The 24,317-nt window shown below is 58.4% G+C and carries 23 protein-coding genes and 1 pseudogene; 13 read left to right on the top strand and 11 right to left on the bottom strand.

What is annotated here, in order from left to right; translation table 11 throughout:
- Positions 1-52 precede the first annotated feature (52 nt).
- The 4 genes from mdtD to yccS all read left to right on the top strand — a co-directional run bounded on the left by mdtD (position 53) and on the right by yccS (position 6,627).
- Complete coding sequence (gene mdtD, locus BMZ46_RS27275; protein ID WP_039767988.1) at positions 53-1,480, top strand: multidrug transporter subunit MdtD; 1,428 nt, start codon at positions 53-55, stop codon at positions 1,478-1,480.
- Between the two features lie 121 nt (positions 1,481-1,601).
- Positions 1,602-2,987, top strand: a complete 1,386-nt coding sequence (dbpA, locus tag BMZ46_RS27270) for an ATP-dependent RNA helicase DbpA (protein ID WP_007959732.1) — start codon at positions 1,602-1,604, stop codon at positions 2,985-2,987.
- A 167-nt stretch (positions 2,988-3,154) separates the two neighbouring features.
- Complete coding sequence (locus BMZ46_RS27265) at positions 3,155-4,333, top strand: BaiN/RdsA family NAD(P)/FAD-dependent oxidoreductase (protein ID WP_074692100.1); 1,179 nt, start codon at positions 3,155-3,157, stop codon at positions 4,331-4,333.
- A gap of 110 nt (positions 4,334-4,443) precedes the next feature.
- Positions 4,444-6,627, top strand: coding sequence for a YccS family putative transporter (gene yccS, locus BMZ46_RS27260; RefSeq protein ID WP_074692097.1), 2,184 nt, complete (start codon positions 4,444-4,446; stop codon positions 6,625-6,627).
- A gap of 6 nt (positions 6,628-6,633) precedes the next feature.
- On the opposite strand, the gene BMZ46_RS27255 is transcribed toward yccS, so the two are convergent.
- Positions 6,634-7,371, bottom strand: coding sequence for a substrate-binding periplasmic protein (locus tag BMZ46_RS27255; protein ID WP_064599988.1), 738 nt, complete (start codon positions 7,369-7,371; stop codon positions 6,634-6,636).
- 256 nt (positions 7,372-7,627) lie between these two features.
- Between BMZ46_RS27255 and BMZ46_RS27250 the strand changes: the two genes are divergently transcribed.
- A complete protein-coding gene (locus BMZ46_RS27250; protein ID WP_064599990.1) occupies positions 7,628-8,080 on the top strand; it encodes a GNAT family N-acetyltransferase in 453 nt (150 codons plus the stop codon).
- 42 nt (positions 8,081-8,122) lie between these two features.
- On the opposite strand, the gene BMZ46_RS27245 is transcribed toward BMZ46_RS27250, so the two are convergent.
- Genes BMZ46_RS27245 through BMZ46_RS27235 form a run of 3 tightly spaced genes read right to left on the bottom strand, consistent with a single transcriptional unit; the run spans position 8,123 to position 11,100 of the window.
- A complete protein-coding gene (locus BMZ46_RS27245; protein ID WP_007894945.1) occupies positions 8,123-8,419 on the bottom strand; it encodes a winged helix-turn-helix domain-containing protein in 297 nt (98 codons plus the stop codon).
- 24 nt (positions 8,420-8,443) lie between these two features.
- The gene (locus tag BMZ46_RS27240; protein WP_007959720.1) at positions 8,444-8,935 is read right to left on the bottom strand and encodes a M48 metallopeptidase family protein; all 492 of its coding nucleotides are present in this window, start codon (positions 8,933-8,935) and stop codon (positions 8,444-8,446) included.
- A 41-nt stretch (positions 8,936-8,976) separates the two neighbouring features.
- Positions 8,977-11,100 carry a putative bifunctional diguanylate cyclase/phosphodiesterase gene (locus BMZ46_RS27235; protein WP_074692094.1) on the bottom strand — a complete coding sequence of 708 codons (2,124 nt, stop codon included), beginning with the start codon at positions 11,098-11,100 and terminating at the stop codon, positions 8,977-8,979.
- A 351-nt stretch (positions 11,101-11,451) separates the two neighbouring features.
- On the opposite strand from BMZ46_RS27235, the gene BMZ46_RS27230 reads away from it, so the two are divergent.
- The 6 genes from BMZ46_RS27230 (at position 11,452) to BMZ46_RS29245 (ending at position 15,755) form a co-directional block, all read left to right on the top strand.
- Positions 11,452-12,120 (top strand): polysaccharide lyase family 7 protein, encoded by a 669-nt coding sequence (locus BMZ46_RS27230; RefSeq protein WP_074692091.1) that lies wholly within the window; start codon positions 11,452-11,454, stop codon positions 12,118-12,120.
- A 366-nt stretch (positions 12,121-12,486) separates the two neighbouring features.
- Complete coding sequence (locus BMZ46_RS27225) at positions 12,487-12,846, top strand: DUF6124 family protein (RefSeq protein ID WP_074692089.1); 360 nt, start codon at positions 12,487-12,489, stop codon at positions 12,844-12,846.
- Positions 12,847-13,340: 494 nt separating this feature from the next.
- Positions 13,341-13,829, top strand: a complete 489-nt coding sequence (locus BMZ46_RS29260; protein WP_134334138.1) for a hypothetical protein — start codon at positions 13,341-13,343, stop codon at positions 13,827-13,829.
- 196 nt (positions 13,830-14,025) lie between these two features.
- Positions 14,026-14,469: a hypothetical protein gene (locus tag BMZ46_RS27215; RefSeq protein ID WP_074692086.1), complete on the top strand. Its 444-nt coding sequence runs from the start codon at positions 14,026-14,028 to the stop codon at positions 14,467-14,469.
- Between the two features lie 232 nt (positions 14,470-14,701).
- Complete coding sequence (locus BMZ46_RS29255) at positions 14,702-15,211, top strand: hypothetical protein (RefSeq protein WP_134334139.1); 510 nt, start codon at positions 14,702-14,704, stop codon at positions 15,209-15,211.
- Positions 15,212-15,548: 337 nt separating this feature from the next.
- Positions 15,549-15,755 carry a hypothetical protein gene (locus BMZ46_RS29245; RefSeq protein WP_134334140.1) on the top strand — a complete coding sequence of 69 codons (207 nt, stop codon included), beginning with the start codon at positions 15,549-15,551 and terminating at the stop codon, positions 15,753-15,755.
- A 332-nt stretch (positions 15,756-16,087) separates the two neighbouring features.
- On the opposite strand, the pseudogene BMZ46_RS27210 reads toward BMZ46_RS29245, so the two are convergent.
- A pseudogene (locus tag BMZ46_RS27210) lies at positions 16,088-16,366 on the bottom strand (class II fructose-bisphosphate aldolase); the annotation flags it as partial.
- An 87-nt stretch (positions 16,367-16,453) separates the two neighbouring features.
- Between BMZ46_RS27210 and BMZ46_RS27205 the strand changes: the two are divergent.
- On the top strand, positions 16,454-16,705 hold the full coding sequence (locus tag BMZ46_RS27205; protein ID WP_039767977.1) for a helix-turn-helix domain-containing protein: 252 nt from the start codon (positions 16,454-16,456) through the stop codon (positions 16,703-16,705).
- Complete coding sequence (locus BMZ46_RS27200; protein ID WP_074692080.1) at positions 16,702-17,901, top strand: type II toxin-antitoxin system HipA family toxin; 1,200 nt, start codon at positions 16,702-16,704, stop codon at positions 17,899-17,901. The genes BMZ46_RS27205 and BMZ46_RS27200 overlap by 4 nt, the downstream gene beginning before the upstream one ends.
- Before the next feature lie 73 nt (positions 17,902-17,974).
- Here the strand turns inward: BMZ46_RS27200 and fba are convergent, their stop codons facing one another.
- From fba to tkt, 6 genes are all read right to left on the bottom strand, one after another.
- Positions 17,975-19,039, bottom strand: coding sequence for a class II fructose-bisphosphate aldolase (gene fba, locus BMZ46_RS27195; RefSeq protein WP_007959708.1), 1,065 nt, complete (start codon positions 19,037-19,039; stop codon positions 17,975-17,977).
- Positions 19,040-19,164: 125 nt separating this feature from the next.
- The gene (locus BMZ46_RS27190; RefSeq protein ID WP_074692078.1) at positions 19,165-19,497 is read right to left on the bottom strand and encodes an MliC family protein; all 333 of its coding nucleotides are present in this window, start codon (positions 19,495-19,497) and stop codon (positions 19,165-19,167) included.
- 57 nt (positions 19,498-19,554) lie between these two features.
- Positions 19,555-19,776 (bottom strand): hypothetical protein, encoded by a 222-nt coding sequence (locus tag BMZ46_RS27185; RefSeq protein ID WP_007959706.1) that lies wholly within the window; start codon positions 19,774-19,776, stop codon positions 19,555-19,557.
- 34 nt (positions 19,777-19,810) lie between these two features.
- Positions 19,811-20,974, bottom strand: a complete 1,164-nt coding sequence (locus BMZ46_RS27180) for a phosphoglycerate kinase (RefSeq protein ID WP_074692075.1) — start codon at positions 20,972-20,974, stop codon at positions 19,811-19,813.
- A gap of 12 nt (positions 20,975-20,986) precedes the next feature.
- A complete protein-coding gene (epd, locus tag BMZ46_RS27175; protein WP_039767974.1) occupies positions 20,987-22,039 on the bottom strand; it encodes an erythrose-4-phosphate dehydrogenase in 1,053 nt (350 codons plus the stop codon).
- A 181-nt stretch (positions 22,040-22,220) separates the two neighbouring features.
- Positions 22,221-24,218 carry a transketolase gene (gene tkt / locus BMZ46_RS27170; RefSeq protein ID WP_039767973.1) on the bottom strand — a complete coding sequence of 666 codons (1,998 nt, stop codon included), beginning with the start codon at positions 24,216-24,218 and terminating at the stop codon, positions 22,221-22,223.
- Positions 24,219-24,317 lie beyond the last annotated feature (99 nt).

The following is a 24,317-nucleotide window of genomic DNA, read 5'->3' as shown; positions in this document are numbered from 1 at the left end:
ACGCGGACGGTTCGACGTGGGAACGATCATCCAACAACCCACAAGAGGTTCCATGCCCAACCGCCCGCCTCTCGACGCCATCACCGCCCGCTGGTTGCCATGGGTCGTCGCCATCGCTTTCTTCATGCAGTCCCTCGACGGGACCATCCTCAACACCGCCCTGCCGGCCATGGCCCGGGACCTGGCCGAAGACCCGCTGCGCATGCAGGGCGTGATCATCGCCTACATGCTCACCGTGGCCTTGCTGATCCCGGCGTCGGGCTGGATCGCCGACCGCTTCGGCACCAAGAAAATCTTCTTCGGCGCGATCCTGCTGTTCAGCCTGGGCTCGCTGCTCTGCGCCTTGTCGAGCAGCCTGAGCATGCTGATCGGCGCGCGCGTGATCCAGGGCCTCGGCGGTGCCCTGATGCTGCCGGTCGGACGTTTGGTGGTGCTGCGCGCCTACCCGCGCTCGGAACTGGTGCGGATCATGGGCTTCATCACCATTCCCGGCCTGCTCGGCCCGCTGATCGGCCCGACCATGGGCGGCTGGATGGTGGAATACCTGACGTGGCACTGGATCTTCCTGATCAACCTGCCGGTCGGCGTCATCGGTTGCTATGCGGTGTGGAAGTTCATCCCCGACCTGCGCGGTACCGAGCGCACGCGTTTCGATAGCCTGGGGTTCCTGCTGTTCGGCGCGGCGATGGTACTGATCACCATCGCCATGGAAGGCCTCGGCGAACTGCACCTGCCGCACCTACGGGTGATGCTGTTGCTGTTCGGCGGCATGGCGTGTCTGGCAGCGTACTGGTTGCGCGCCGGGCACATTGAAAACCCGCTGTTCGCGCCGTCGCTGTTCAAGACCCGCACCTTCGCGGTCGGCATCCTCGGCAACCTGTTCGCCCGATTGGGCAGCGGCGCCCTGCCGTTTCTGGTGCCGTTGCTGCTGCAAGTGGCGCTGGGTTATTCGCCGTCCCAGGCCGGGATGAGCATGCTGCCGCTGGCGGCTGCGGCGATGGTCGCCAAGTGGGGCGCGCGGCCGCTGATCGAGCGTCTGGGCTATCGCATCGTGCTGACCGGCAACACGCTGTTTCTGGGGATCATGCTGGCGAGCATGGGTCTGGTCAGCGAGCAGACGCCGTACTGGCTGCTGCTGTGCCTGCTGGCGGTTCTCGGGGCGATCAACTCGCTGCAATTCACCGCGATGAACACCGTGACCCTGATCGACCTCGACGACGCCAGCGCCAGCAGCGGCAACAGTTTGCTGTCGGTGGTGGCGCAGTTGTCGCTGAGCCTTGGCGTGGCGTGTGCCGGTGCGCTGCTCGGCGGCTTTACGGCGGAGATCGGCAACGATGGCGTCGAGACCGTATTGGGCGCTTTCCAGCTCACGTTCGTGACCGTCGGGATCATGGCGATGCTGGCGGCGACGATTTTCTCGCAGCTCTCGAAAGAGGACGGACGGCGCGCCAAGCGCCGGGAGGAACACATCGAGCATTGACCGGGGTCTGCGTGGCGAGGGGACCGGCCCTCGTCACAGGCTTTGCGTTCGTCCAGAACTTTCGAGGAAAGTGGCCAGAGGCTGCTACACTGCGCGACATTTTGTTTTGCAGGCCAGTCCCGTGACCACCATCGCCACCGCTTTTAATACTTTGCCGCTGTCCGCCGCCATGCTGGCTAACCTCGACTCCCTCGGTTATGCCCAGATGACGCCGATCCAGGCGCAGAGCTTGCCGGTGATCCTCAAGGGGATGGACCTGATCGCCCAGGCCAAGACCGGCAGCGGCAAGACCGCCGCGTTCGGTATCGGTCTGCTGAACCCGATCAATCCGCGCTACTTCGGTTGCCAGGCGCTGGTGATCTGCCCGACCCGCGAGCTGGCCGACCAGGTCGCCAAGGAAATCCGTCGTCTGGCCCGCGCCGAAGACAACATCAAGGTCCTGACCCTGTGCGGCGGCGTATCCTTCGGCCCGCAGATCGGCTCGCTGGAGCACGGCGCGCACATCATCGTCGGTACGCCGGGCCGCATCCAGCAGCACCTGCGCAAGGGTTCGCTGGTTCTCGACGGCCTCAACACGCTGATCCTCGACGAAGCCGACCGCATGCTCGACATGGGTTTCTACGACGCCATCGAAGACATCATCGAACAGACCCCGGCCCGCCGTCAGACCCTGCTGTTCTCGGCCACCTACCCGGTGGGCATCAAGCAGCTGGCGTCGAAGTTCATGCGCGACCCGCAAACGGTCAAGGCCGAAGCGTTCCACGACGACACCCAGATCGAACAGCGCTTCTACGAGATTTCCCCGGAAGAGCGCATGAGCGCGGTGACCAAGGTCCTGCATCACTTCCGTCCGGCCTCCACCGTGGCGTTCTGCTTCACCAAGCAGCAGGTGCAGGAAACCGTCGATCACCTGACCTCCAAAGGCATTTCCGCCGTCGGCCTGCACGGCGATCTGGAACAGCGTGACCGCGATCAGGTGCTGGCGATGTTCGCCAACCGCAGCACTTCGGTATTGGTTGCCACCGACGTTGCCGCCCGTGGTCTGGACATCGATGCACTGGACATGGTGATCAACGTCGAACTGGCCCGCGACTCGGAAATTCACATTCACCGCGTCGGCCGTACCGGTCGTGCCGGCGAGAAAGGCATCGCGGTCAGCCTGGTGGCGCCGTCCGAAGCCCACCGCGCGCAAGCCATCGAACAACTGCAGAAAACCCCGCTGAACTGGGATCAGGTGGATAACCTCAAGTCCCAGGGCGGTGCCCCGCTGCAACCGCCGATGAGCACGCTGTGCATCGCTGGCGGGCGCAAGGACAAGGTGCGTCCGGGCGACATTCTCGGCGCACTGACCGGTGAGGCCGGCATTCCGGGCGCCCAGGTCGGTAAGATCGCGATCTTCGACTTCCAGTCCTATGTGGCTGTTGAACGCACCGTGGTCATGCAAGCGCTGCAGCGCTTGAACAACGGCAAGATCAAGGGCCGTTCGCTGCGCGTTCGCGTCTTGTAAGAACGCTTAAATGATCGTTCCCACGCTCCGCGTGGGAATGCCGCCATGGACGCTCTGCGTCCGCTTTTAAATCGTGACGCGGAGCGTCACAGGATGCATTCCCACGCAGACGGTTCGACGCCTCGACGTGGGAACGATCTGCGTGATCATTGTGTGAGGACACCGTTTTGCGCTCTACCGAAGTCGTGATCATTGGCGCTGGCGCCGCAGGGTTGATGTGTGCACTGACCGCCGCCGGGCGCGGGCGTCAGGTGCTGCTGCTCGACCACGCGAACAAGGCCGGCAAGAAAATCCTGATGTCCGGCGGTGGGCGCTGCAACTTCACCAACATGTACACCGAACCGAGCAATTTTCTCTCGCAGAATGCGCACTTCTGCAAATCCGCGCTGGCCCGCTACACCCAGTGGGATTTCATCGGCATGGTTGCCAAACACGGCGTGCCGTATCACGAGAAGAAACTCGGCCAACTGTTCTGCGATAACAAATCCAGCGACATCCTCGGCATGCTGCTGGACGAGTGCGATCAGGTCGGCGTCAACCTGCACCTCGACACCTCGATCCAGACCATCGAGAAAGTCGAAGGCGGTTACCTGCTCGACACCACCCTCGGCCAGATCCAGTGCCAGTCGCTGGTGATCGCCACCGGCGGGCTGTCGATCCCGACGCTGGGCGCGACCGGTTTCGGATATCAGGTCGCCAAACAGTTCGGCCATGAACTGCTGCCTACCCGCGCCGGTCTGGTGCCGTTCACCATCACCGATCAGCTCAAGGACTTGTGCACCGAACTGTCCGGCACCTCGGTGGATTGTCTGGTCAGCTGCAATGACCAGAGTTTTCGCGAGAACATCCTGTTCACTCACCGCGGCCTCAGTGGTCCGGCGATTCTGCAGATTTCCTCGTTCTGGGAGCCGGGCGACACGGTCGAAATCAACCTGCTGCCCGATCATGACGCCGCGAGCTGGCTGCAACAGCAAACCGCCGAGCGTCCGAACAGCGAGCTGAAAACCCTGCTCGGTGAAATCTTCACCAAGAAGATGGCCAACCTGCTGGCCGACAACTGGTTTGTCTCCAAACCGATGAAGCAGTACACCCACGCCGAACTGGCGGACATCGCCGAGAAGCTCGGCAGCTGGAAAGTCGTCCCGGCTGGCACCGAAGGCTACCGCACCGCCGAAGTGACGCTCGGTGGCGTCGACACCCGCGAAGTCTCGTCCAAGACCATGGAATCGCTGAAAAGCCCGGGCCTCTACTTCGTAGGCGAAGTGCTGGATGTCACCGGACATCTGGGCGGATTCAACTTCCAGTGGGCGTGGGCATCGGGTTACGCGGCGGCGCAATACGTCTGATTCGAAGGCCGTGCGGAACACTTTTTGCTGTCAGATGTGATCGGCGCCATTGCGTCGGCGTCATTACTGGCTCAATTTAGCGGCATCGCCTCGGAAGGCCTTCGCACTTCATGTCCTCGACCTCGTTTCGTCAGTCTTTGCGGCGCCTGTGGGCGCTGGATAAATTCAGCTACAGCGTGCGGGTATTTATCGCCCTGACCGGCAGCATGGCGCTGTGCTGGTATCAGGATGAAATGGGGCTGCTGATCCCGCTGTTCCTCGGGATCATCGCCAGCGCCCTGGCCGAGACCGACGACAGTTGGCAGGGCCGTCTCAACGCACTGGCGGTGACGCTGGTGTGTTTCAGCGTCGCGGCGCTGTCCGTTGAATTGCTGTTCCCCTACCCCATCGTGTTCGTCATCGCTTTGGCACTGGCCAGCTTCGGCCTGACCATGCTCGGTGCGCTCGGCGAACGTTACGGGGCGATTGCTTCGGCGACCCTGATTCTGTCCGTCTACACCATGATCGGCGTGGATCAGCGCGGTGGCGCGGTCACGGATTTCTGGCATGAGCCAATGCTGCTGGTGGCCGGTGCCGCGTGGTACGGCCTGCTGTCGGTGCTGTGGCAGGCGATGTTTTCCAATCAGCCGGTGCAGCAGAGTCTGGCGCGGCTGTTCCGCGAACTCGGCTATTACCTGAAGTTGAAATCCTCGCTGTTCGAGCCGATCCGTCAGATGGACGTCGAAGCGCGGCGACTGGAACTGGCCCAGCAGAATGGCCGGGTCGTCGCAGCCCTGAACAGCGCCAAGGAAATCATCCTGCACCGGGTCGGCAACGGTCGTCCGGGCTCGAAAGTCAGCCGTTACCTGAAGCTGTACTTCCTGGCGCAGGACATTCACGAACGCGCCAGCTCTTCGCACTATCCCTACAACGCCCTGGCCGATGCGTTCTTCCACAGCGATGTCTTGTTCCGCTGCCAGCGCCTGCTGCGCCAGCAAGGCAAGGCCTGCCGGGCGCTGGCCGAATCGATCCAGATGCGCCAGCCGTTCATCTACGACGCGAGTTTCGCCGAAGCCCTGAGCGACCTGCACGCCTCCCTCGAACACCTGCGCATCCAGAGCAACCCGGCCTGGCGCGGACTGCTCCGTTCGTTGCGCGCACTGGCCGCCAACCTCGGCACCCTCGACCGTCTGCTCAGCGATGCGAGCAACCCCGATGCGCTGGCGGATGCCACCGACAGCAGCCTGCTCGACCGCTCGCCGCGCAACTTCAAGGACGTGTGGATTCGTCTGCGCACGCAGCTGACGCCGACTTCGCTGCTGTTCCGCCACGCCCTGCGTTTGCCGCTGGCGTTGAGCATCGGCTACGGCATGGTGCACCTGATACACCCGTCGCAAGGCTACTGGATCATCCTCACCACGCTGTTCGTCTGCCAGCCGAACTACGGCGCCACCCGGCGCAAACTCGGCCAGCGGATTTTCGGCACGGCGATCGGCCTGACGATTGCCTGGGCGCTGTTCGATCTGTTCCCAAGCCCGCTGGTGCAGTCGTGCTTCGCCATCGCCGCCGGCGTGGTGTTCTTTACCAACCGCACCACCCGCTACACCGTGGCGACCGCCGCGATCACGATCATGGTGCTGTTCTGCTTCAACCAGGTCGGTGACGGCTACGGGCTGTTCGTGCCGAGACTGTTCGATACCTTGCTCGGCAGCCTGATTGCGGGGCTTGCGGTATTCCTGTTCCTGCCGGACTGGCAAGGTCGGCGCCTGAACAAAGTGCTGGCCAACACCCTCACCTGCAACAGCATCTACCTGCGCCAGATCATGCAGCAATACGCCGCCGGCAAGAGCGACGACCTCGCCTATCGCCTGGCCCGGCGCAACGCGCACAACGCCGACGCCGCACTATCAACAACGTTGGCGAACATGCTGATGGAGCCGGGGCATTTCCGGAAGGAAGCCGACGTCGGCTTCCGCTTCCTGGTGCTGTCGCACACCTTGCTCAGCTATCTGTCAGGGCTTGGCGCACACCGCGAAACCCAGCTGCCGGCCGAGGTGCGCGAACACCTGATCGACGGCGCCGGGGTGAGTCTGGCGGCGAGCATCGATGAGATCGCCCAAGGTCTGGCGAGCAAACAGCCGATTGCCATTCAAAGCGATGAGGAAGAAGCGCTGGCCAACGAGCTTGAGCAGATGCCGGACGAAATCGACGAAGGCCAGCGGCTGGTGCAGACGCAACTGGCGTTGATCTGCCGCCAGCTCGGCCCGTTGCGCACGCTGGCGGCGCACCTGATCAAGGACACAGCCGAAGATTGAGCCGCCTCACATGCCATGCTGCCTCAGCAGCTTTTCATAGCTGCCATCGGCCTTCATCGACGCAATCGCCTTGTCGAACCCGGCCACGATCTGTTCGTGCTGCGGGTTCTTCAGGCTGACCAGAATATGCAGGCTGTTCTCGCTCAGCGGCTTCGGCAGAAACTCCACCGCGTTACGTACCTTCTGTGATTCCCGGGCCAGGTAATAGCGGGCCACGTATTCGTCTTCCAGGGTCAGCTTGACCCGGTCCGCCGCGAGCATGCGCACGGCCATGGCGAAGTTATGCACAGGGACTTTCTGCAACGCGGTGTCGGCATCGAACGGCGCCGAATAGGCGTAGCCGCGCACTACCGCAACCGGATAGGTGTGCAGTTCCTGCAGGTTGTTGTATTCGATGGGCGCGTCTTTGCGCTTGAGGAAGCGCACGCGATTGAGCAGGTACTCGGCGGAAAACTGCCCGATCTTCGTGCGCTCGTCGTTGTACCAGGCGTTGACCAGCACGTCGTAACGACCTTCGCCAACACCCAGCAACGCCCGCGCCCACGGCACCTGCTCATAACCGCTGGCATAACCGGCACGGGCCAGGGCCGTGCTGACGATGTCGGTCGCCAGCCCACCGTTGACCAGCGTGTCATCGGTAAAGGGCGGCCAGACGTCGAACACCAGACGCAATTTCTCCGCTGCCGCGCTTTGACCCAGCAACAGCAATCCGATCAAAGCAAAGGCTCGATGCAATCGCGGCATGCTTGAAAATCCTTAGCGGGCGGGCCGCCCGGCGTGTTTTCAGTCAAAACCCCAAGGCCCCTTACCGGCGAATCCCAGGCCCTAACCTTAGCTCATTGAAGCCATTGCACAGTGCTTCCCAGCAGATTACACAAAGTACGGCGAGCCGCGATATTGGAATGATGGCATTTTGGCCTTTGTCACAGATTTCTCAGCCATACAGACATATTTCGGCGGGGCGCTTAGTATCGGGCGACGTTGTTCAAGGAATCGGAAGATGACAATCGAGTGGGTCTGCAAACATCACAGCGATCTGGGACTGGAGCAGCTGTACGCCATTTTGAAATTGCGCTCGGAAGTGTTCGTGGTCGAACAGCGCTGCGCGTACCTGGATCCGGACGGTCAGGATCTGGACGGTGACACCTGCCATTTGATGGGCTGGGACGATGATCAACTGGTGGCGTACCTGCGCCTGCTGGATCCGGAATCCCAGGGTGGCGACGTGGTGATCGGCCGCGTGCTGACCGCGCCGGCCGGGCGTGGCAAGGGGCTGGGGCATGAAATGATGGAACAGGCGCTGAAACAGGCGCAGAAGCGTTGGCCTGAAGTGCCGATCTATCTGTCGGCCCAGGCGCATTTGCAGGGGTATTACGGGCGGTATGGGTTTGTGGTGGCGGGTGAGGAATATCTTGAGGATGACATTCCGCACATAGGAATGCGTCGGTCTTGAGATTTCCCCTTCGCGGGCTTGCCCGCGAAGGGACTGCTGAAGTCAGGGATACTCGAGAACAGCCTTGATCTGCCGCAAATTCCGCTCGATCCACCCCCGATCGATCGCCCCCCACTCCCGAATCCGATAGCGCCCCGCATGATTGCGCGCGCCCTCCTCCTGTTCGAACTCACAGACGATATCCAGATCCGCCAGCGCCGCAATCGTGTCCTGCGCCGTACGCCGGGGCATGCCGGTGACCTCGGTCAACGCCGGCACGCTGCTGGCCAGGCCGCTGTCGATCAGGTACGCCACGTACAAGCGCCGGTAGAAACTGCTCTTGGTCTTGCTCACGTCCATGCATGCGCTCCGTTGTTTGATGTCTTATTGCATGTCCCGCCACGTCAGGTACACCCGCAGGTCGAACTCGACCTGGTGGTAGCCCGGCAGCATGTGCTCACATAACTTATAGAACGCCTTGTTGTGATCCGACTCCTTGAAGTGGGCCAACTCGTGGACGACGATCATCTTCAGAAACTCCGGCGCGGCGTCCTTGAACAGCGAGGCGATGCGGATCTCTTTCTTGGCCTTGAGCTTGCCGCCCTGCACCCGCGACACCGTGGTGTGCAGGCCGAGGGCGCGGTGAGTCAGATCGAGGCGGTTGTCGAACAGCACCTTGTCGATGGCCGGGGCGTTGCGCAGGTATTCCTGCTTCAGGTCCAGCGCGTAGCCGTACAGCGCCTTGTCGCTCTGCACATCGTGGCGGCCCGGATAGCGTTGGCTCAGGTAATCACCGAGGCGGTTGTCGGCGATCAATTGGCGCACCTGATCCTGCAGATTCGCGGGATAGGCCTGGAGGTATTTCAACGCAGTCATGGGGCGGCACGGGTCATGAAAAGGCCGCCAGTGTAGCGAATTCAACCGGCCAACGCGCTCCAGTCGAACGGCTCGGTAAAGCGTGCGGTGTCCTCGGCGACCAACGGCCGCGCCACCAGAAAGCCTTGCACGTACTGACAACCATGGGCTTGCAGCCACTGGTATTGCTCGACGGTTTCCACGCCTTCGGCAATCACCAGCAAGCCGTATTCCTTGCACAGGTCGATGACCGTGCGCACCAGCGAAGCGTCGCGGGACGAGTCCGGCAATCGGGCGATCAGGTGGCGATCGAGCTTGAGAGTGTCCAGTTCCAGATCGCGCAGATGCGCCAGCGAGCAGGCTCCGGAACCGAAATCATCCAGCGCCACCCGCACCCCGAGATTGCGCAGCAGCTTCAGCTGCTTGCGGGTCTCGTCCGGGTTGATCGTCAGCGCCTCTTCGGTGACTTCCACTTCCATCTGGTGCGGCTGCAAACCATGGCGCTCCAGCACCTGGCGCAATTCGGTCACCAGATTCGGCAGGCCGAACTGAGTGTTGCTCAGGCTCACGCCGATCACCAGATCCCTGGAGAACTCGGCCTCCCACGCCTTACGCTGCCCGGCGCTGCGATGATAGATCCAGCTGCCGAGGCGGCTGATCAACGTCGCCTCTTCCAGCAACGGCAGAAACAGCCCCGGCGGCACGTCGCCGACACTCGGGTGCTGCCAGCGCAGCAACGCCTCGAAACCACGAACGCGACCATCGCCAATGGCCACCTGCGGCTGATACACCAGATTGAAATCGCGGTTCTCGATGGCATTACGCACGCTTTCTTCCAGCATCAGCCGCGACCGCGCGCGGCCGTTCATTTCATGATCGTAGAAACGATATTGCTGACGCCCGGCACGCTTGGCCTCGTACATGGCGATGTCCGAGGCGCGCAGCAAACCGTCGAGGTTGTTGCCGCAATCCGGGTAAGTGGCGATGCCGATACTCGCACCCAGCGCAATATCCAGCCCTTCAATCTGCTGACAGATCGACACCCGCTCTATGAGTTTTTCAGCAATCTTCGCCGCTTGCTCGGGGAATTCCAGATCCAGCAGCGCGGTGAATTCATCGCCGCCCATCCGCGCCAGAATATCGAACGGCCGCAGGCAGGCTTTCAGTTGTTCCGAGACCCAGCGCAACACCCGGTCCCCGGCATCATGGCCGAGGGAATCGTTGACCCTTTTGAAGCCGTCGAGATCGAGGTACATCAGCACCCAACTGCTGTCGGTGCGCTCGCCGCGCAGCAGCAGGTTTTCAACGGTCTGGTAAAAACCCCGACGATTGAGCAGCCCGGTCAGCGGGTCGGTGACGGCCTGAAATTCCAGCTGTTGATGCAGATGACGCACCACCGACATGTCCAGCACCGTCACCACCATCGCGTGCTGTTCACTCGGCAGCGGCGCACAGGACAAGGCCACCGGCACCTGCTGCCCCGGTGCGGTGCGTAGCGACGCATCGTGTAGACGCAGCGTCTCGCCACGTTTGTACCCGGCGTAAAACTCGGAATCGGCCCACAGCGGAATGTGCGGTTTCTGCAGGTAATCGAGAAACTCCTGCCCTTCCAGCTCCTTCACCGGCGCATTGAGCAGCCGGGAAATCGCCGGGTTGGCGAAGCGGATCAAACCATCCTCGCCCAACACCAGAATGCCTTCGGCGGCGTTATCCAGCACCGAGGCATTGAAGGCCCGCGCCGATTCCAGATCCTGACTCAAGCGCTGCAAGGCCCGGCGATTGCGCTGGTGTTCCAGCAGCGCCTGGACTTTGGGTTTGAGAATCTGCGGATCGAAGGGTTTGAACAGGTAATCCACCGCACCGCTGGCGTAGCCTTTGATCACGGCGTCCTGGGACTGCTCGTTGGCGGTAAGGAAAATGATCGGGGTCAGGCGCGTGCGCTGGCTGCCGCGCATCAGCCGCGCGACTTCGAAACCGTCCATGCCCGGCATCTGCACATCCAGCAGCACTAGGTCGATGTCGTGTTCGAGCAACAGGTTGAGGGCTTCGTAACCGGAAGCGGCGGTCAATACCTGCCAGTCCTGGCGCTGCAGCAACGCGCGCATGCTGATCAGGTTTTCAGGGTAATCATCGACGATCAAAAGGACTGAGCTGCCTTCACCTGGCTGGGGTTGCGCGCATTCCATGCTGCTTCTCTTGTCGGGACAACTCGTGTCGGGGCATCTCGGGTCAGTGTTCCGCGCGGCTTCTCGTGAAAACCGTACAGTCACCGAGTCTTCACTCTAGTCCGGGATCTGTAAAAGCAATAGCTGTCATCCAGCCATCATTTAAACAAACCAGCAGGCAGCCGACTAACGGTCACCGCTGAAGCCCCCGAAAACCGGGAAAGGTGGCATTTCGACAGGATGTTGACGCCAATCATCTGCCGGACGGCCATTAACAAAAAATCCCTCTACGCTTATAAAGGCCGCCCCCAAGAGGCGCGGGCTAGAGCTTCTGGCACGCGCGTGCAACAGCAACAGAGTGGAAGAACCGACATGATCGACCTCGCAACCTGGAACCTCAGCGTTCCCGTTGGCAGCCCGCCCTACACCGTCGAAACCTCCAAACTGGTGAACGGCTTCAAGGATCAGTACTTCCATTCCGACACCGGCACCCTGTTTTTCTGGTCCCCGGTGACCGGTTCGAAAACCGAGAACGCCATTTATCCGCGTACCGAACTGCGCGAGACCTACAGCAACGGAACATTGCGCAACTGGTATTACCCCGACGCCGACAACCTGCTGCGCGCGACCCTCTCGGTCAACAAGGTGCCCAGTTCCGGCAAGATCGTCATCGGCCAGATCCACGCCTATGAAAGCCAGAAGCCGATGCTCAAGCTTGAATACCAATACAAAGAAAAAACCGAGACCGGCAACCTGGTGATCAAACTGCGCACCCATCCGGATCAGGCCGAAAGCCGCGTCATCACCCTCGCCACCGGGATCAAACTCAATCGCGAGTTCAACTACCTCATTCACCTGAGCCCCGGCGGCGCGCTGGGCGTGAGTGCGGCCGGGTATCAGTGGGATTCGCAGATCAGCGCGACGTGGCGCAACAAACCGCTGTATTTCAAGGCGGGTGTGTATGTGCAGGACAACACCGGGTACACCAGCGAGGGTGGGCAGGTGACGTTCAGCAAGCTGGATATTGATCACGATAAATAGTAGCCACGCGACCGTTTAAGGCTTCTGTTTAAAGACGGTTCGCGTTACTTCCTGAAGCCTACAACGGCTTGCGTCGCTGCCTACCGGTACGCCAGAATCCGCCGGCTTGTGCGCCTGGAGGGCCATCGGTAACTTGATTCCGGTCACTGATTCGCAGTGATCGGGTTTAGTAGCCCGTGGTGTTTTCAGCTACGTGCAACGCGCTGTCTATCAGACATTCCAGTCTGACTGTGATGGTGGCTGTGCGCAGGGCGCTTCGGCGCGCCGGTCAATGCTGAATACTCCCCGGTCTACTAACCTGCGCACAGCTGCCACCCTTCTTTTAGTAGGGAAGGACAAGCAGCTCCTTACAGGAGTTTTCAGCATATGTTCAAAATTACGCCGAACCCGCCAGAAACCGATCTGGCCTCCCCCTACGAATCCCTCGATTCCAAAAAACTCAACGAAGCCGCCGAACGCGCCCTCGACCACTACCTCTGCCCCGGCGCCCGCATCATGGCCACGGTCAACGAACCCGACCGCATGTACTTCGCCAACCCCGCCTACAACACCGAATCCCTGCTGGCCAACGCCAGCGAAACCCTCGGCTCCGCCAGCGAAATGCTCAACAACTTCGCCGCCACTCTCCCTCCCACCGACCGCAAAACCGCTATAGGCATTGCGCAACTGGTGATGCTTGGAGAACTGGCGGTAAATCAAGCGCTGGATCACGTAGAGCCGAAATAATCCGGTCTATCTAAAAAAACCCGCTTCACGGCGGGTTTCTCGAAGTGAAATATTGTGATTGCACAACATGAATCTTCAAATGTTGCGGTAGCGGAACATAGACTACGTCCTATGGATCAGCCGTCTAGGTAATCAACTACGCGAAAAACGTATAGCTCGTGGCCTGACGCAAGTACAACTGGCCGAGCGCCCATTAACTTGACTGGAGATCGGCTAATGGGAGACCCATTTCTCTTTGTCACCTTTCACTTTTAATTAACCCGCCACCATTTCGAACAACTCTCGGTCAAAAAGCGATTACTGACAAACGTCATTTGCTCAAACTTGAAAAAACGAGCCCCTCCAAAAAAAAGACCAAAATATAGAAAGACTATAAAAAACCAATTTCAAATTCCGAACAAGACTATAAACCTGTCACATTTGACAGGTGCAAGGCGCAGAAAAACCGCTCAAACTGAATCCATCACCACGAAAGAAAGTAAAGGAGCATGAAAATGGGATTTCGAAGCGAAAAAATCGGCGTTATCTATAGTACTGGATCCAAAATCCTTGCAGTACAAGTAAAAAATGGAAAAACAAAAGTAGTTAACGGAGAAATAGACAACATCGATCAAGCTAATAACAGCGTATCAATCAAAGATAGCCAGTCAGGATCAACAATAAAAATCAACATGGAGGAAATTAAATCACTCAAACTGACTGAAGAATCACTAAATAATTCCTTCGCACTAAGCAGATGGTACAAACATCCAGACGGTACATTCCAAATGCATCCTCCACTTCCACCTGCACCTGCACGTGAACCTGAACCTGAACCTGAACCTGCAGTGCATGAAGTGCATGGAGTGCTCTTACCATCAGTGTGGAACGTAGAGAACTTCGATTTTATTAGGCCAGTTGATTATGAATTTGACTTTCCTAGCATCATTGATAAACATTCACTATCACGAGAAATCGCAATTATTTTGCACCTAGCCAGATAAAAAATTAGATATCCATCCTGAAACTTCTCTAAATTGTCTTAAAAACCAAAACGGCATTACCGCAAACATCATGACTGTTTGCTGGCAATGATTTCCGGGGCCATACACAAGCGCATTGATAACAACAGGACAACGCTATCTGACAATCCAGCATTGAAAGATAGCGTGATCACTCGAACAAACAAGGAAGCTCTCCATGGCCACCTCGTACATTATTGTTGACGAACCACTTACACACTTCTATTCAGACACAACAACTGAAATAGCAGAACCCATCATGGGTGTAAAACCCAAGGACATAAACAATGTAGCCTATACCTTGTACAACAAACCATACGATAAGTATCAATTCCTAGGCGGCTGTACCTTTCTGTTTCCAAGATCCATTCCATTTAAACCGGGCATGGTAATAGACTTTAACGCAGACAATAACAGTACAGGCATAACTGCAAACTCATTCACCAACCAGCGGACACTCCCCAGCAATTACAACAATGCCGACGTTAGGATCTTCATGGCAATTCCAAGCATGGAAAAACTGGATAATGGCCTAATTGAATGTTATGGCTCTGTGACAGACAATGCAAATAACACTGTTTATGCCATGAAGTCTCTTTTTTTTACAATCCAGACCCCCTAGACAAACTGGTTCAATAGTGGAGCAAAAGAGAACGGATTCGAACGACACTTACTCAGCAGTCAACCGATTGAGCTGAAAGCAAAATGGAGAAGAGAAATAGAAAAATTGGGACAGATTTATTTATCTGCTGATCGATTAAAAAAATTGGGACAGATTTATTTATCTGCTGATCGATTAAATAAATCTGCCCCCGCTTTACTTCACCTCCACACCCACAAAAGGAATAACGCAAATGGGCCTTAAAAGAAGTTTACTGGCATTTAAAATCGAAAGCGGCTCAGAATTAACCGTCCTGACTACTAAAGGCGATGTAATAGAAGGAATAGTTCACGTTACCAAAGAAGACACTGAAACAATAGGCATCGTAGAACGCACTACAAATCGTAAGCAAATAGTATTTGTACGTGATATTTCAAGTGTTTCCTTCAATGATGAACCGCTCTCAAATGCTAGACTCCACTATAATAACTTACTAATTCTGAACGACGAAGGATATTATGGCATCCGCAAACGCCACCCATTAAAGTTCGCCCCCGGCGCTGAGTTCATAGTTCGAAAAGGTTTACTCGGCCCCGGCTCTGATCTAGCAGAGCTAGCAGATTTATCATACGAAATAGAAACAATTGGCAGAGTCACCATACAACGCTCCAAAAGTGACATCGCGCAACGGACTGTAACTGCAGAACCTCCCACTTCGGCAATTATTTTAATCGTCGATGCGGGACCTGCTTTAGAAACATGAAAAATTGGGACAGATTTATTTATCTGCTGATCGATTAAATAAATCTGCCCACCCGCTTTACTTTAGTTTCAACTCAGCCGACAGGTATCAAATACGGGTCGTACCGATTGGCTTTCGTTTCATTCCTGAGCCGACGGAGTCATTCAACGCCACTACCCGCCCCGCATCCCATTCCCGCTGCATATCAGCAAACAACTCTCCGTTCACTCGCGCCTGATGATTCGCCAACGCTTGAGTCATCGCCTCGGCAATACGCTCGAGGAAAATTGGGGACGGATTTATTTACCACAAAGAATTAATCCGTCACCTTTTTACACAACAGATGAAGGAAAAACAAATGGACCAGATCGATCCGAATGGAACTTATAACGGACGTGTATATGATGCCGGCGAGAGCCACAACGCCACGTTGACAATCAATTCATCAGATCCACAGACAGGCAACATAAGTCAAGCTAGCATGGCTTACTTTGGGCTTTACTTTAACGTTGCTGGAAGTTTTTTTTCATCAAAACCCATCATATGGATCCGCCGTAAATTTTAATCTGCAAGCAGAGGCCGGAGGTCCTGAATTTAATATGCTCGCCATTAGCATGAGTTCACCTGAAGAGAGTTGCTCCAATTTAAATGGTACGGTTCGAGTCGATCGCGGCGGGCCGAATGTAGGTAAAACCTATAACATTAACTTCACAAAGTGCTAACGCGCTTATCAAACACAAAGCCGTCTAATGACGGTTTCATATGTCACCTATATCGGACTTCGGCCAAGGCAGTCTGGATTTTGTCCGTTATAGGTGACATTTCACGCAGCAGAATATTAGCTCGACATAAAACCCAGGCAAAAGAAAACCCGCTTCTTAAGCTAAACACCCAGTCTCAATTGACCTTGGCGTTCAACTCACCCTTCAGATAACGCTGATACATGCTTTCCAGCGAGATCGGCTTGATCTTTGAAGCGTTGCCGGCAGTACCGAAAGCTTCGTAACGAGCGATACATACATCGCGCATCGCCTTCACGGTTTCACCGAAGAATTTACGCGGGTCGAATTCGCTCGGGTTGGTGGCCATCAGGCGACCCATGGCGCCGGTGGATGCCAGACGCAGGTCGGTATCGATGTTGACCTTGCGCACGCCGTGCTTGATGCCTTCGACGATCCGTCTGCGGTAAGCCTACGAAACACTACCCCTACCAGAATGTTGTGCTAACGTAACATTCATATATTTATGTTCCGGTAGCAGCACATGGATTATTTTTTGTTGATCGCTCGCCTTGGCGACCAGTTGCGCGAAAAGCGTATTCGCCGAGGCCTGACCCAAGCTCAGCTTGCCGACCTCGCCGGGCTGACACGATACAAGGTCATCGCCGTAGAAAAAGGCACCCTTTCTGTTGGCATGATCGCCTATGCGCGCGTGCTCGGTGCACTGGATTGCGAACTCGCTGTCGTCCCAGCCGCCATGCCAACCCTTGAAGAGCTTGGGGATTTATTCGAATGAAAATGATCTCTCTCAAAGTCAGTACGCCTGAGGGGCATAGTGGCAGGCTTTTCAGCGATGGCGAGGACTTCACGTTCCGTTATCACGACGATGCATTGCCAGATGTGGCTATCAGCCTGTCGATGCCAGTGCGGCATGACGAGTTTCGCCGACGCGAGCTCCACCCTGTTTTTCAGATGAACCTGCCGGAAGGCTACGTGCTGGAGCAACTGCGTAATCGCTTGGCCAAGACGGTGAATGTCGATCCGATGCTTCTATTGGCGCTTTCCGGTAGTACTTCACCCATCGGCAGGGTTCAAGTGCGCTCTGACACGGTTGATGCCTTGCTGGAAGAACAACAATTTCCAGGAGAAAAACTTGAGGAGATTCTGACGTGGGACGGCACGGAAGATATCTTCGCCGGCCTGATGGATCGCTACATTCTGCGAGCAGGCATTTCGGGTGTTCAGCCAAAATTGCTGGTTCCGGAACAACAGGAAGCCGCGTTACCCCGCGTGACCTCGAAAACCTCAGACTTGATTATCAAAAGTGGCCGAGACGAATTTCCCGGTCTGGCAGTCAACGAATTCCTTTGTATGTCCATGGCGAAAGAAGCGGGTATTCCCGTTCCGCCGTTTTACATTTCCGATAATGCCAAGCTGTTCGTCATGCGCCGCTTTGACCGCGACGATCAGCTCAACCCGATCGGTTTTGAAGACATGGCAGTGTTGATGGGGTTGTCGGCCAGCCAGAAGTACAGCAAAAGCTATGCGGCAATTGCCAAGGCCATCCGTGTGTACTGCCCGGCCGAGCATGTACGCGCATCACTTGATCAACTTTTCGATGGCGTTGCCTTGAGCTGCATTGTCGGGAATGGCGACGCTCATTTGAAAAACTTTGGATTGCTTTACTCCGAACCCACTCAGCGCGACGCGCGCCTGGCGCCGGCTTATGACATCGTCAACACCACGGCTTATATTCCGGAGGATGTGCTGGCTCTGGATCTGGCGGGCAACAAGTCGATGTTTGCCTCGCGACAGGGATTGCTGGAGTTTGCCCACACCTGTGAGATCGAGCAGCCGAGGGCGCGCATTCAGCGATTGCTTGCCTCGGTTGAAGCGGTACTAGCGCGCTATCCACAATATCGGGAACAGGCGCCTCATGTGGTGAGTGCCATTGAGCAGGCAGCAGCGCCATTCACCCTGACTTTTGGGTGACGCGCACAAAATCGCCACCCACAAAAAACCCGCCTCACGGCGGGTTTCTTTCAAATCAGCTCAACACCCAGTCTCAATTGACCTTGGCGTTCAACTCACCCTTCAGATAACGCTGATACATGCTTTCCAGCGAGATCGGCTTGATCTTCGAAGCGTTGCCGGCAGTACCGAAAGCTTCGTAACGAGCGATACATACATCGCGCATCGCCTTCACGGTTTCACCGAAGAATTTACGCGGGTCGAATTCGCTCGGGTTGGTGGCCATCAGGCGACGCATGGCGCCGGTGGATGCCAGACGCAGGTCGGTGTCGATGTTGACCTTGCGCACGCCGTGCTTGATGCCTTCGACGATTTCTTCAACCGGTACGCCGTAGGTTTCTTTGATGTCGCCGCCGTACTGGTTGATGATCGCCAGCCACTCTTGTGGAACCGACGAGGAACCGTGCATCACCAGGTGGGTGTTCGGGATGCGTTTGTGGATTTCCTTGATGCGGTCGATCGCCAGCACGTCACCGGTAGGTGGCTTGGTGAACTTGTAGGCGCCGTGGCTGGTGCCGATGGCGATGGCCAGGGCATCAACTTGAGTCTTCTTGACGAAGTCAGCGGCTTCTTCCGGGTCGGTCAGCATCTGGCTGTGATCCAGAACGCCTTCGGCGCCGATGCCGTCTTCTTCACCGGCCATGCCGGTTTCCAGCGAACCCAGGCAGCCCAGCTCGCCTTCTACCGAAACGCCGCAGGCGTGAGCCATGGCGACGGTTTGTTGGGTCACGCGGACGTTGTATTCGTAGTCGGTCGGGGTCTTGCCGTCTTCACCGAGGGAGCCGTCCATCATGACCGAGCTGAAGCCCAACTGGATCGAGCGCTGGCAGACGTCAGGGCTGGTGCCGTGGTCCTGGTGCATGCACACCGGGATGTGCGGGAATTCTTCGATTGCCGCCAGGATCAGGTGACGCAGGAACGGGGCGCCGGCGTATTTGCGGGCACCGGCCGAAGCCTGAACGATCACCGGGGAGTCAGTCTTGTCAGCGGCTTCCATGATGGCGCGCATCTGCTCAAGGTTGTTGACGTTGAAGGCTGGAACGCCGTAGCCGAACTCGGCTGCGTGGTCCAGCATCTGGCGCATGCTGATAAGTGCCATTGTGTGTCTCTCTCCCGGTTTGGGTCGTTAATCGTGCCAGCCTGCCGGAGCGGCGGCGGCTATTCAAGTGATTGCAGATCGGGGGTTGAGGCCCGGCCTGGTGATTCGATAAAGCAAATTCTGTTTTATTCGGCTTTGCAGCCCCGGCCGATCAAATCATTGGTGGCGACCCAGTAAACCAGGCCTTCATTACCTTTGATGTGAAACGCCAGCATGTCGTCGCTGTACAGCGCGCCCGAGGCGCCCGGCTCTTCTTTCAGGCGATAGACCTGATCGCCGCCGCCCAGACGCACATCGACTTCCTTGCGGGCGGCATCGGTGAAGCGCCACAGCACCTTGGCCTGGCTGTCGCAGGTCCAGATGGTCCAGTTATCCACAGGGGCGGATGACTGGAACGGGTTCCACTGCGCGCAACCACCCAACAATCCCAGTGCCGCAACGGCGATCAAGCCTTTCATCCGTGTTCCTCGACCGGCAGCGCACGCCGCCGGCCCTGAGTTAAAGAGTCAGACCGGTCAAGGACAACCATGTTCCTTGGCCGGGGTTTGCGTCTCGTATTTGTCCAGACCGTCCGGGCCCGAGCGCTTGTTCAGCACCGGGTTGGTTTCGGCCTGCCAGTCGGCCTGGTAGCAGCCTTTCTGGGCCTCGCCCGGTGCCGGTGTCGGCTCGGCCTTCGGGTTACTCCCGCAGGCCGCCAGCGTACCGGTCAGCAACAACAGCGCTAACGACTTGACCATCTGAACACTCCTTTGCCTGGCCAATCGGGCGGCCTCAGGCCTTGGCCCGGCTTTCCAGGACTTCAACGGCCGGCAGCACCTTGCCTTCGACGAATTCGAGGAACGCGCCACCGCCGGTGGAAATGTAGGAGATCTTTTCCGCCACGCCATATTTATCGATGGCCGCCAGGGTGTCGCCACCACCGGCAATCGAGAACGCCGCGCTTTCAGCGATAGCTTCGGCCAGCACTTTGGTGCCGTTGCCGAACTGGTCGAATTCGAACACGCCGACCGGGCCGTTCCACAGGATGGTTTTCGACGACTTCAGCAGTTCGGCGAAGTTGGCCGCGGTTTGCGGGCCGATGTCGAGGATCATGTCATCGGCAGCGACGTCAGAGATCAGTTTCACGGTCGCTTCGGCGCTTTCAGCGAATTCCTTGGCAACCACCACGTCGACCGGCAGCGGCACGCTGACCTTGGCGGCGATGGCGCGCGCGGTGTCCAGCAGGTCCGGCTCGTACAACGACTTGCCGACCGGGTGACCGGCCGCAGCGAGGAAGGTGTTGGCGATGCCGCCGCCGACGATCAGTTGATCGCAGATCTGGCTCAGGCTGTTCAGCACGTCGAGTTTGGTCGAGACCTTGGAACCGGCAACGATGGCCGCCATCGGATTGGCCGGGGCGCCCAGGGCTTTGCCCAGTGCGTCCAGCTCAGCAGCCAGCAGCGGGCCGGCAGCGGCGACTTTGGCGAACTTGGCGACGCCGTGGGTCGAGCCTTCGGCGCGGTGAGCGGTGCCGAAAGCGTCCATCACGAACACGTCGCACAGGGCGGCGTATTGCTGGGCCAGCTCGTCGGCGTTCTTTTTCTCGCCCTTGTTGAAGCGCACGTTTTCGAACAGCACGATGTCGCCGGCCTTGACGTCAACGCCGCCCAGGTAATCAGCCACCAGCGGCACTTCGCGGCCCAGAGCCTTGCTCAGGTAATCGGCGACAGGCTTGAGGCTGTTCTCGGCGGAGAATTCGCCTTCGGTCGGACGACCCAGGTGCGAGCAGACCATCACGGCCGCGCCTTTTTCCAGGGCCAGCTTGATGGTCGGCAGCGAAGCCAGGATACGCGCATCGCTGGTGACAACACCGTCCTTGACTGGGACGTTGAGGTCTTCGCGGATCAATACGCGCTTACCTTGCAGATCGAGGTCGGACATCTTCAACACGGTCATGGGTCGCACTTCCTACGGTTTTTTTGAAGTCGCTGTTTGCAGATAGTGTTCTGCAACATCCAGCATTCGGTTGGCAAAACCCCATTCGTTGTCGAACCAGGCCAGGATGTTTACCAGCCGAGGGCCGGAAACGCGGGTCTGACTGGCATCGACGATGGCCGAATGTGGGTCATGGTTGAAATCACAACTGGCGTGAGGCAATTCGGTGTAGGCCAACAGACCTTTGAGCGGGCCGCTGGTGGCGGCGTCGCGCAGGATCCGGTTGACCTCGCCGGCGTCGGTGTCGCTCGCGGTCTGCATCGTGATGTCGAGGCAGGACACGTTGACCGTCGGCACGCGTACGGCTTTGGCCTGAATTCGCCCGGCAAGTTCCGGCAGCAGGCGCTCGATACCACGCGCCAGACCGGTGGACACCGGGATCACCGACTGGAACGCCGAACGGGTGCGGCGCAGGTCTTCGTGGTGATAGGCGTCGATCACCGGCTGATCGTTCATCGCCGAGTGAATCGTGGTGATCGATACGTAATCCAGGCCGACCGCCTGATCCAGCAGACGCAACAGCGGTACGCCGCAGTTGGTGGTGCAGGAGGCGTTGGACACCAGCAGTTCGTCGCCGGTCAGGCAATCCTGATTGACGCCGTAGACGATGGTGGCGTCGACATCCGCCTCGCTGGCCATTGGCTGCGAAAACAGTACACGCGGCGCGCCGGCGTCGAGGAAACGCTGGCCGTCTGCGCGGGTGTGCCAGGCGCCGGAGCATTCGAGCACCAGATCGACGCCCAGCGATGCCCAATCGATGCCTTCGGGGGTGGCACTGCGCAGGACCTTCACGCAGTCGCCATTAATATGCAGACAATCGCCGTCGACCTTCACCTCGCCCGGGAACCGGCCGTGGGTGGAGTCGAAGCGTGTCAGGTATTCGATGCTGGCCATGTCGGCCAGATCGTTGATCGCGACAATCTCGAACCCGGCCTTCTCGCCTCGCTCGAACAACGCACGCAAGACGCAACGACCAATGCGGCCGTAGCCGTTGAGTGCAACTTTGTAGGGACGCGGTTGAGGCATGGGGTTCTCGATTACCGTGGTGTATCCGTTATTGCATTGTTGTTCGAACCACCGCTATCGCGAGCAGGCTCGCTCCCACATTGGGTCTTTGTAGTGAGCACAGTTTGTGTCACACAACAAATTCCCTGTGGGAGCGAGCCTGCTCGCGATGGACGGCAGTCCAGACGACAAAACTTCTGGATCAGTCTTCCAGCAGCTCTTCAGCCTGACCCAGGATGTTTTCCAGGGTGAAGCCGAACTCTTCGAACAGTGCCGAAGCCGGAGCCGATTCGCCGTAGGTGGTCATGCCGATCACGCGACCTTCCAGACCCACGTACTTGAACCAGAAGTCGGCATGGGCCGCTTCGATCGCAATACGTGCGCTGACCTGCAACGGCAGGACCGATTGCTTGTAGCTGGCGTCCTGAGCGTCGAACGCGCTGGTGCATGGCATGGAAACCACGCGCACCTTGCGGCCCTGCTCGGTGAGTTTGTCGTAGGCCTGAACGGCCAGACCAACTTCCGAACCGGTGGCGATCAGAATCAGCTCAGGCTCGCCTGCGCAGTCCTTCAGCACGTAGCCACCACGGCGGATGTCGGCGATCTGGCCGGCATCACGGGTCTGGTGCTGCAGGTTCTGACGCGAGAAGATCAGCGCCGACGGGCCGTCCTTGCGCTCCAGCGCGTTTTTCCAGGCCACTGCCGATTCAACGGCATCGGCTGGACGCCAGGTGTCGAGGTTCGGCGTGCTGCGCAGGCTGGTCAGTTGCTCGATCGGCTGGTGCGTCGGGCCGTCTTCGCCCAGACCGATGGAGTCGTGGGTGTAGACGTGGATCACGCGCTGCTTCATCAGGGCGGACATGCGCACTGCGTTGCGGGCGTATTCCATGAACATCAGGAAGGTCGCGCCGTAAGGCACCAGACCGCCGTGCAGGGCAACGCCGTTCATGATCGCGGTCATGCCGAATTCGCGCACGCCGTAGTACATGTAGTTGCCGCTGGCGTCTTCGGCGCTGACGCCTTTGCAGCCTTTCCACAGGGTCAGGTTGGAACCGGCCAGGTCAGCCGAACCGCCCAGCACTTCCGGCAGCAGCGGACCAAACGCGTTCAGGGCGTTCTGGCTGGCTTTACGGCTGGCGATGGTTTCGCCTTTGGCAGCAACGTCGGCGATGTAGGCGTCAGCCTTCTCGGAGAAGTCGGCCGGCAGCTCGCCGCTCAGGCGACGGATCAGTTCGTTGGCTTCGGTCGGGAACGCGGCGGAGTAGGCAGCGAAACGCTGATCCCACTCGGCTTCGGCGGCGCGGCCTTTTTCCTTGGCATCCCACTCGGCATAGATGTCGGCCGGGATTTCGAACGGGCCGTGGTTCCAGTTCAACGCCTGACGGGTCAGGGCGATTTCCGCGTCACCCAGCGGGGCGCCGTGGCAATCTTCCTTGCCTTGCTTGTTCGGCGAACCGAAACCGATGGTGGTCTTGCAGCAGATCAGGGTCGGCAGCGGGCTCTTGCGAGCGGTCTCGATGGCGGTCTTGATCTCTTCCGGGTCGTGACCGTCAACGTTGCGGATCACTTGCCAGTTGTACGATTCGAAACGCTTCGGCGTGTCGTCGGTGAACCAGCCTTCGACTTCGCCGTCGATGGAAATGCCGTTGTCATCGTAGAAGGCGATCAGCTTGCCCAGGCCCAGAGTGCCGGCCAGGGAAGCGACTTCGTGGGAAATGCCTTCCATCATGCAGCCATCCCCCAGGAACACGTAGGTGTGGTGGTCGACGATGTTGTGGCCAGGGCGGTTGAACTGCGCGCCCAGGACTTTTTCTGCCAAGGCGAAGCCCACAGCGTTGGCCAGGCCCTGACCCAGCGGGCCGGTGGTGGTTTCAACGCCCGGGGTGTAACCGAATTCCGGGTGGCCCGGGGTACGGCTGTGCAGTTGACGGAATTGCTTCAGGTCGTCGATCGACAGGTCGTAGCCGGTCAGGTGCAGCAGCGAGTAGATCAACATCGAGCCGTGGCCGTTGGACAGCACGAAGCGGTCACGGTCGGCGAACGATGGATTGCTCGGGTTGTGCTTGAGGTAGTCGCGCCAAAGCACTTCGGCGATATCTGCCATACCCATAGGGGCACCGGGATGGCCGCTGTTGGCTTTTTGCACGGCATCCATGCTGAGGGCACGAATGGCGTTGGCACGCTCACGACGGCTAGGCATCGCTGATCTCCTGGGTGTGAATAGATTGAAACGGAAAAAAGGAGGGCATTTTCCCTCACCCGAGCGCCTCGGGGCAATGACAGATAGTCATCCGGAGGC

The sequence above is a fragment of the Pseudomonas sp. NFIX49 genome (genome assembly GCF_900115915.1).
GTDB lineage: Bacteria > Pseudomonadota > Gammaproteobacteria > Pseudomonadales > Pseudomonadaceae > Aquipseudomonas > Aquipseudomonas pharyngis.
The sequence above is the reverse complement of the archived record's forward strand: the minus strand, read 5'-3'. Positions and strand labels throughout refer to the sequence as shown.

Coding starts and splice junctions, on each gene's coding strand:
- mdtD (WP_039767988.1), top strand. CDS start 53: ATGCCCAACCGCCCGCCTCTCGACGCCATCACCGCCCGCTGGTTGCCA.
- yccS (WP_074692097.1), top strand. CDS start 4,444: ATGTCCTCGACCTCGTTTCGTCAGTCTTTGCGGCGCCTGTGGGCGCTG.
- BMZ46_RS27255 (WP_064599988.1), bottom strand. CDS start 7,371: ATGCCGCGATTGCATCGAGCCTTTGCTTTGATCGGATTGCTGTTGCTG.
- BMZ46_RS27250 (WP_064599990.1), top strand. CDS start 7,628: ATGACAATCGAGTGGGTCTGCAAACATCACAGCGATCTGGGACTGGAG.
- BMZ46_RS27245 (WP_007894945.1), bottom strand. CDS start 8,419: ATGGACGTGAGCAAGACCAAGAGCAGTTTCTACCGGCGCTTGTACGTG.
- BMZ46_RS27240 (WP_007959720.1), bottom strand. CDS start 8,935: ATGACTGCGTTGAAATACCTCCAGGCCTATCCCGCGAATCTGCAGGAT.
- BMZ46_RS27235 (WP_074692094.1), bottom strand. CDS start 11,100: ATGGAATGCGCGCAACCCCAGCCAGGTGAAGGCAGCTCAGTCCTTTTG.
- BMZ46_RS27230 (WP_074692091.1), top strand. CDS start 11,452: ATGATCGACCTCGCAACCTGGAACCTCAGCGTTCCCGTTGGCAGCCCG.
- BMZ46_RS27225 (WP_074692089.1), top strand. CDS start 12,487: ATGTTCAAAATTACGCCGAACCCGCCAGAAACCGATCTGGCCTCCCCC.
- BMZ46_RS29260 (WP_134334138.1), top strand. CDS start 13,341: ATGGGATTTCGAAGCGAAAAAATCGGCGTTATCTATAGTACTGGATCC.
- BMZ46_RS27215 (WP_074692086.1), top strand. CDS start 14,026: ATGGCCACCTCGTACATTATTGTTGACGAACCACTTACACACTTCTAT.
- BMZ46_RS29255 (WP_134334139.1), top strand. CDS start 14,702: ATGGGCCTTAAAAGAAGTTTACTGGCATTTAAAATCGAAAGCGGCTCA.
- BMZ46_RS29245 (WP_134334140.1), top strand. CDS start 15,549: ATGGACCAGATCGATCCGAATGGAACTTATAACGGACGTGTATATGAT.
- BMZ46_RS27205 (WP_039767977.1), top strand. CDS start 16,454: ATGGATTATTTTTTGTTGATCGCTCGCCTTGGCGACCAGTTGCGCGAA.
- BMZ46_RS27200 (WP_074692080.1), top strand. CDS start 16,702: ATGAAAATGATCTCTCTCAAAGTCAGTACGCCTGAGGGGCATAGTGGC.
- fba (WP_007959708.1), bottom strand. CDS start 19,039: ATGGCACTTATCAGCATGCGCCAGATGCTGGACCACGCAGCCGAGTTC.
- BMZ46_RS27190 (WP_074692078.1), bottom strand. CDS start 19,497: ATGAAAGGCTTGATCGCCGTTGCGGCACTGGGATTGTTGGGTGGTTGC.
- BMZ46_RS27185 (WP_007959706.1), bottom strand. CDS start 19,776: ATGGTCAAGTCGTTAGCGCTGTTGTTGCTGACCGGTACGCTGGCGGCC.
- BMZ46_RS27180 (WP_074692075.1), bottom strand. CDS start 20,974: ATGACCGTGTTGAAGATGTCCGACCTCGATCTGCAAGGTAAGCGCGTA.
- epd (WP_039767974.1), bottom strand. CDS start 22,039: ATGCCTCAACCGCGTCCCTACAAAGTTGCACTCAACGGCTACGGCCGC.
- tkt (WP_039767973.1), bottom strand. CDS start 24,218: ATGCCTAGCCGTCGTGAGCGTGCCAACGCCATTCGTGCCCTCAGCATG.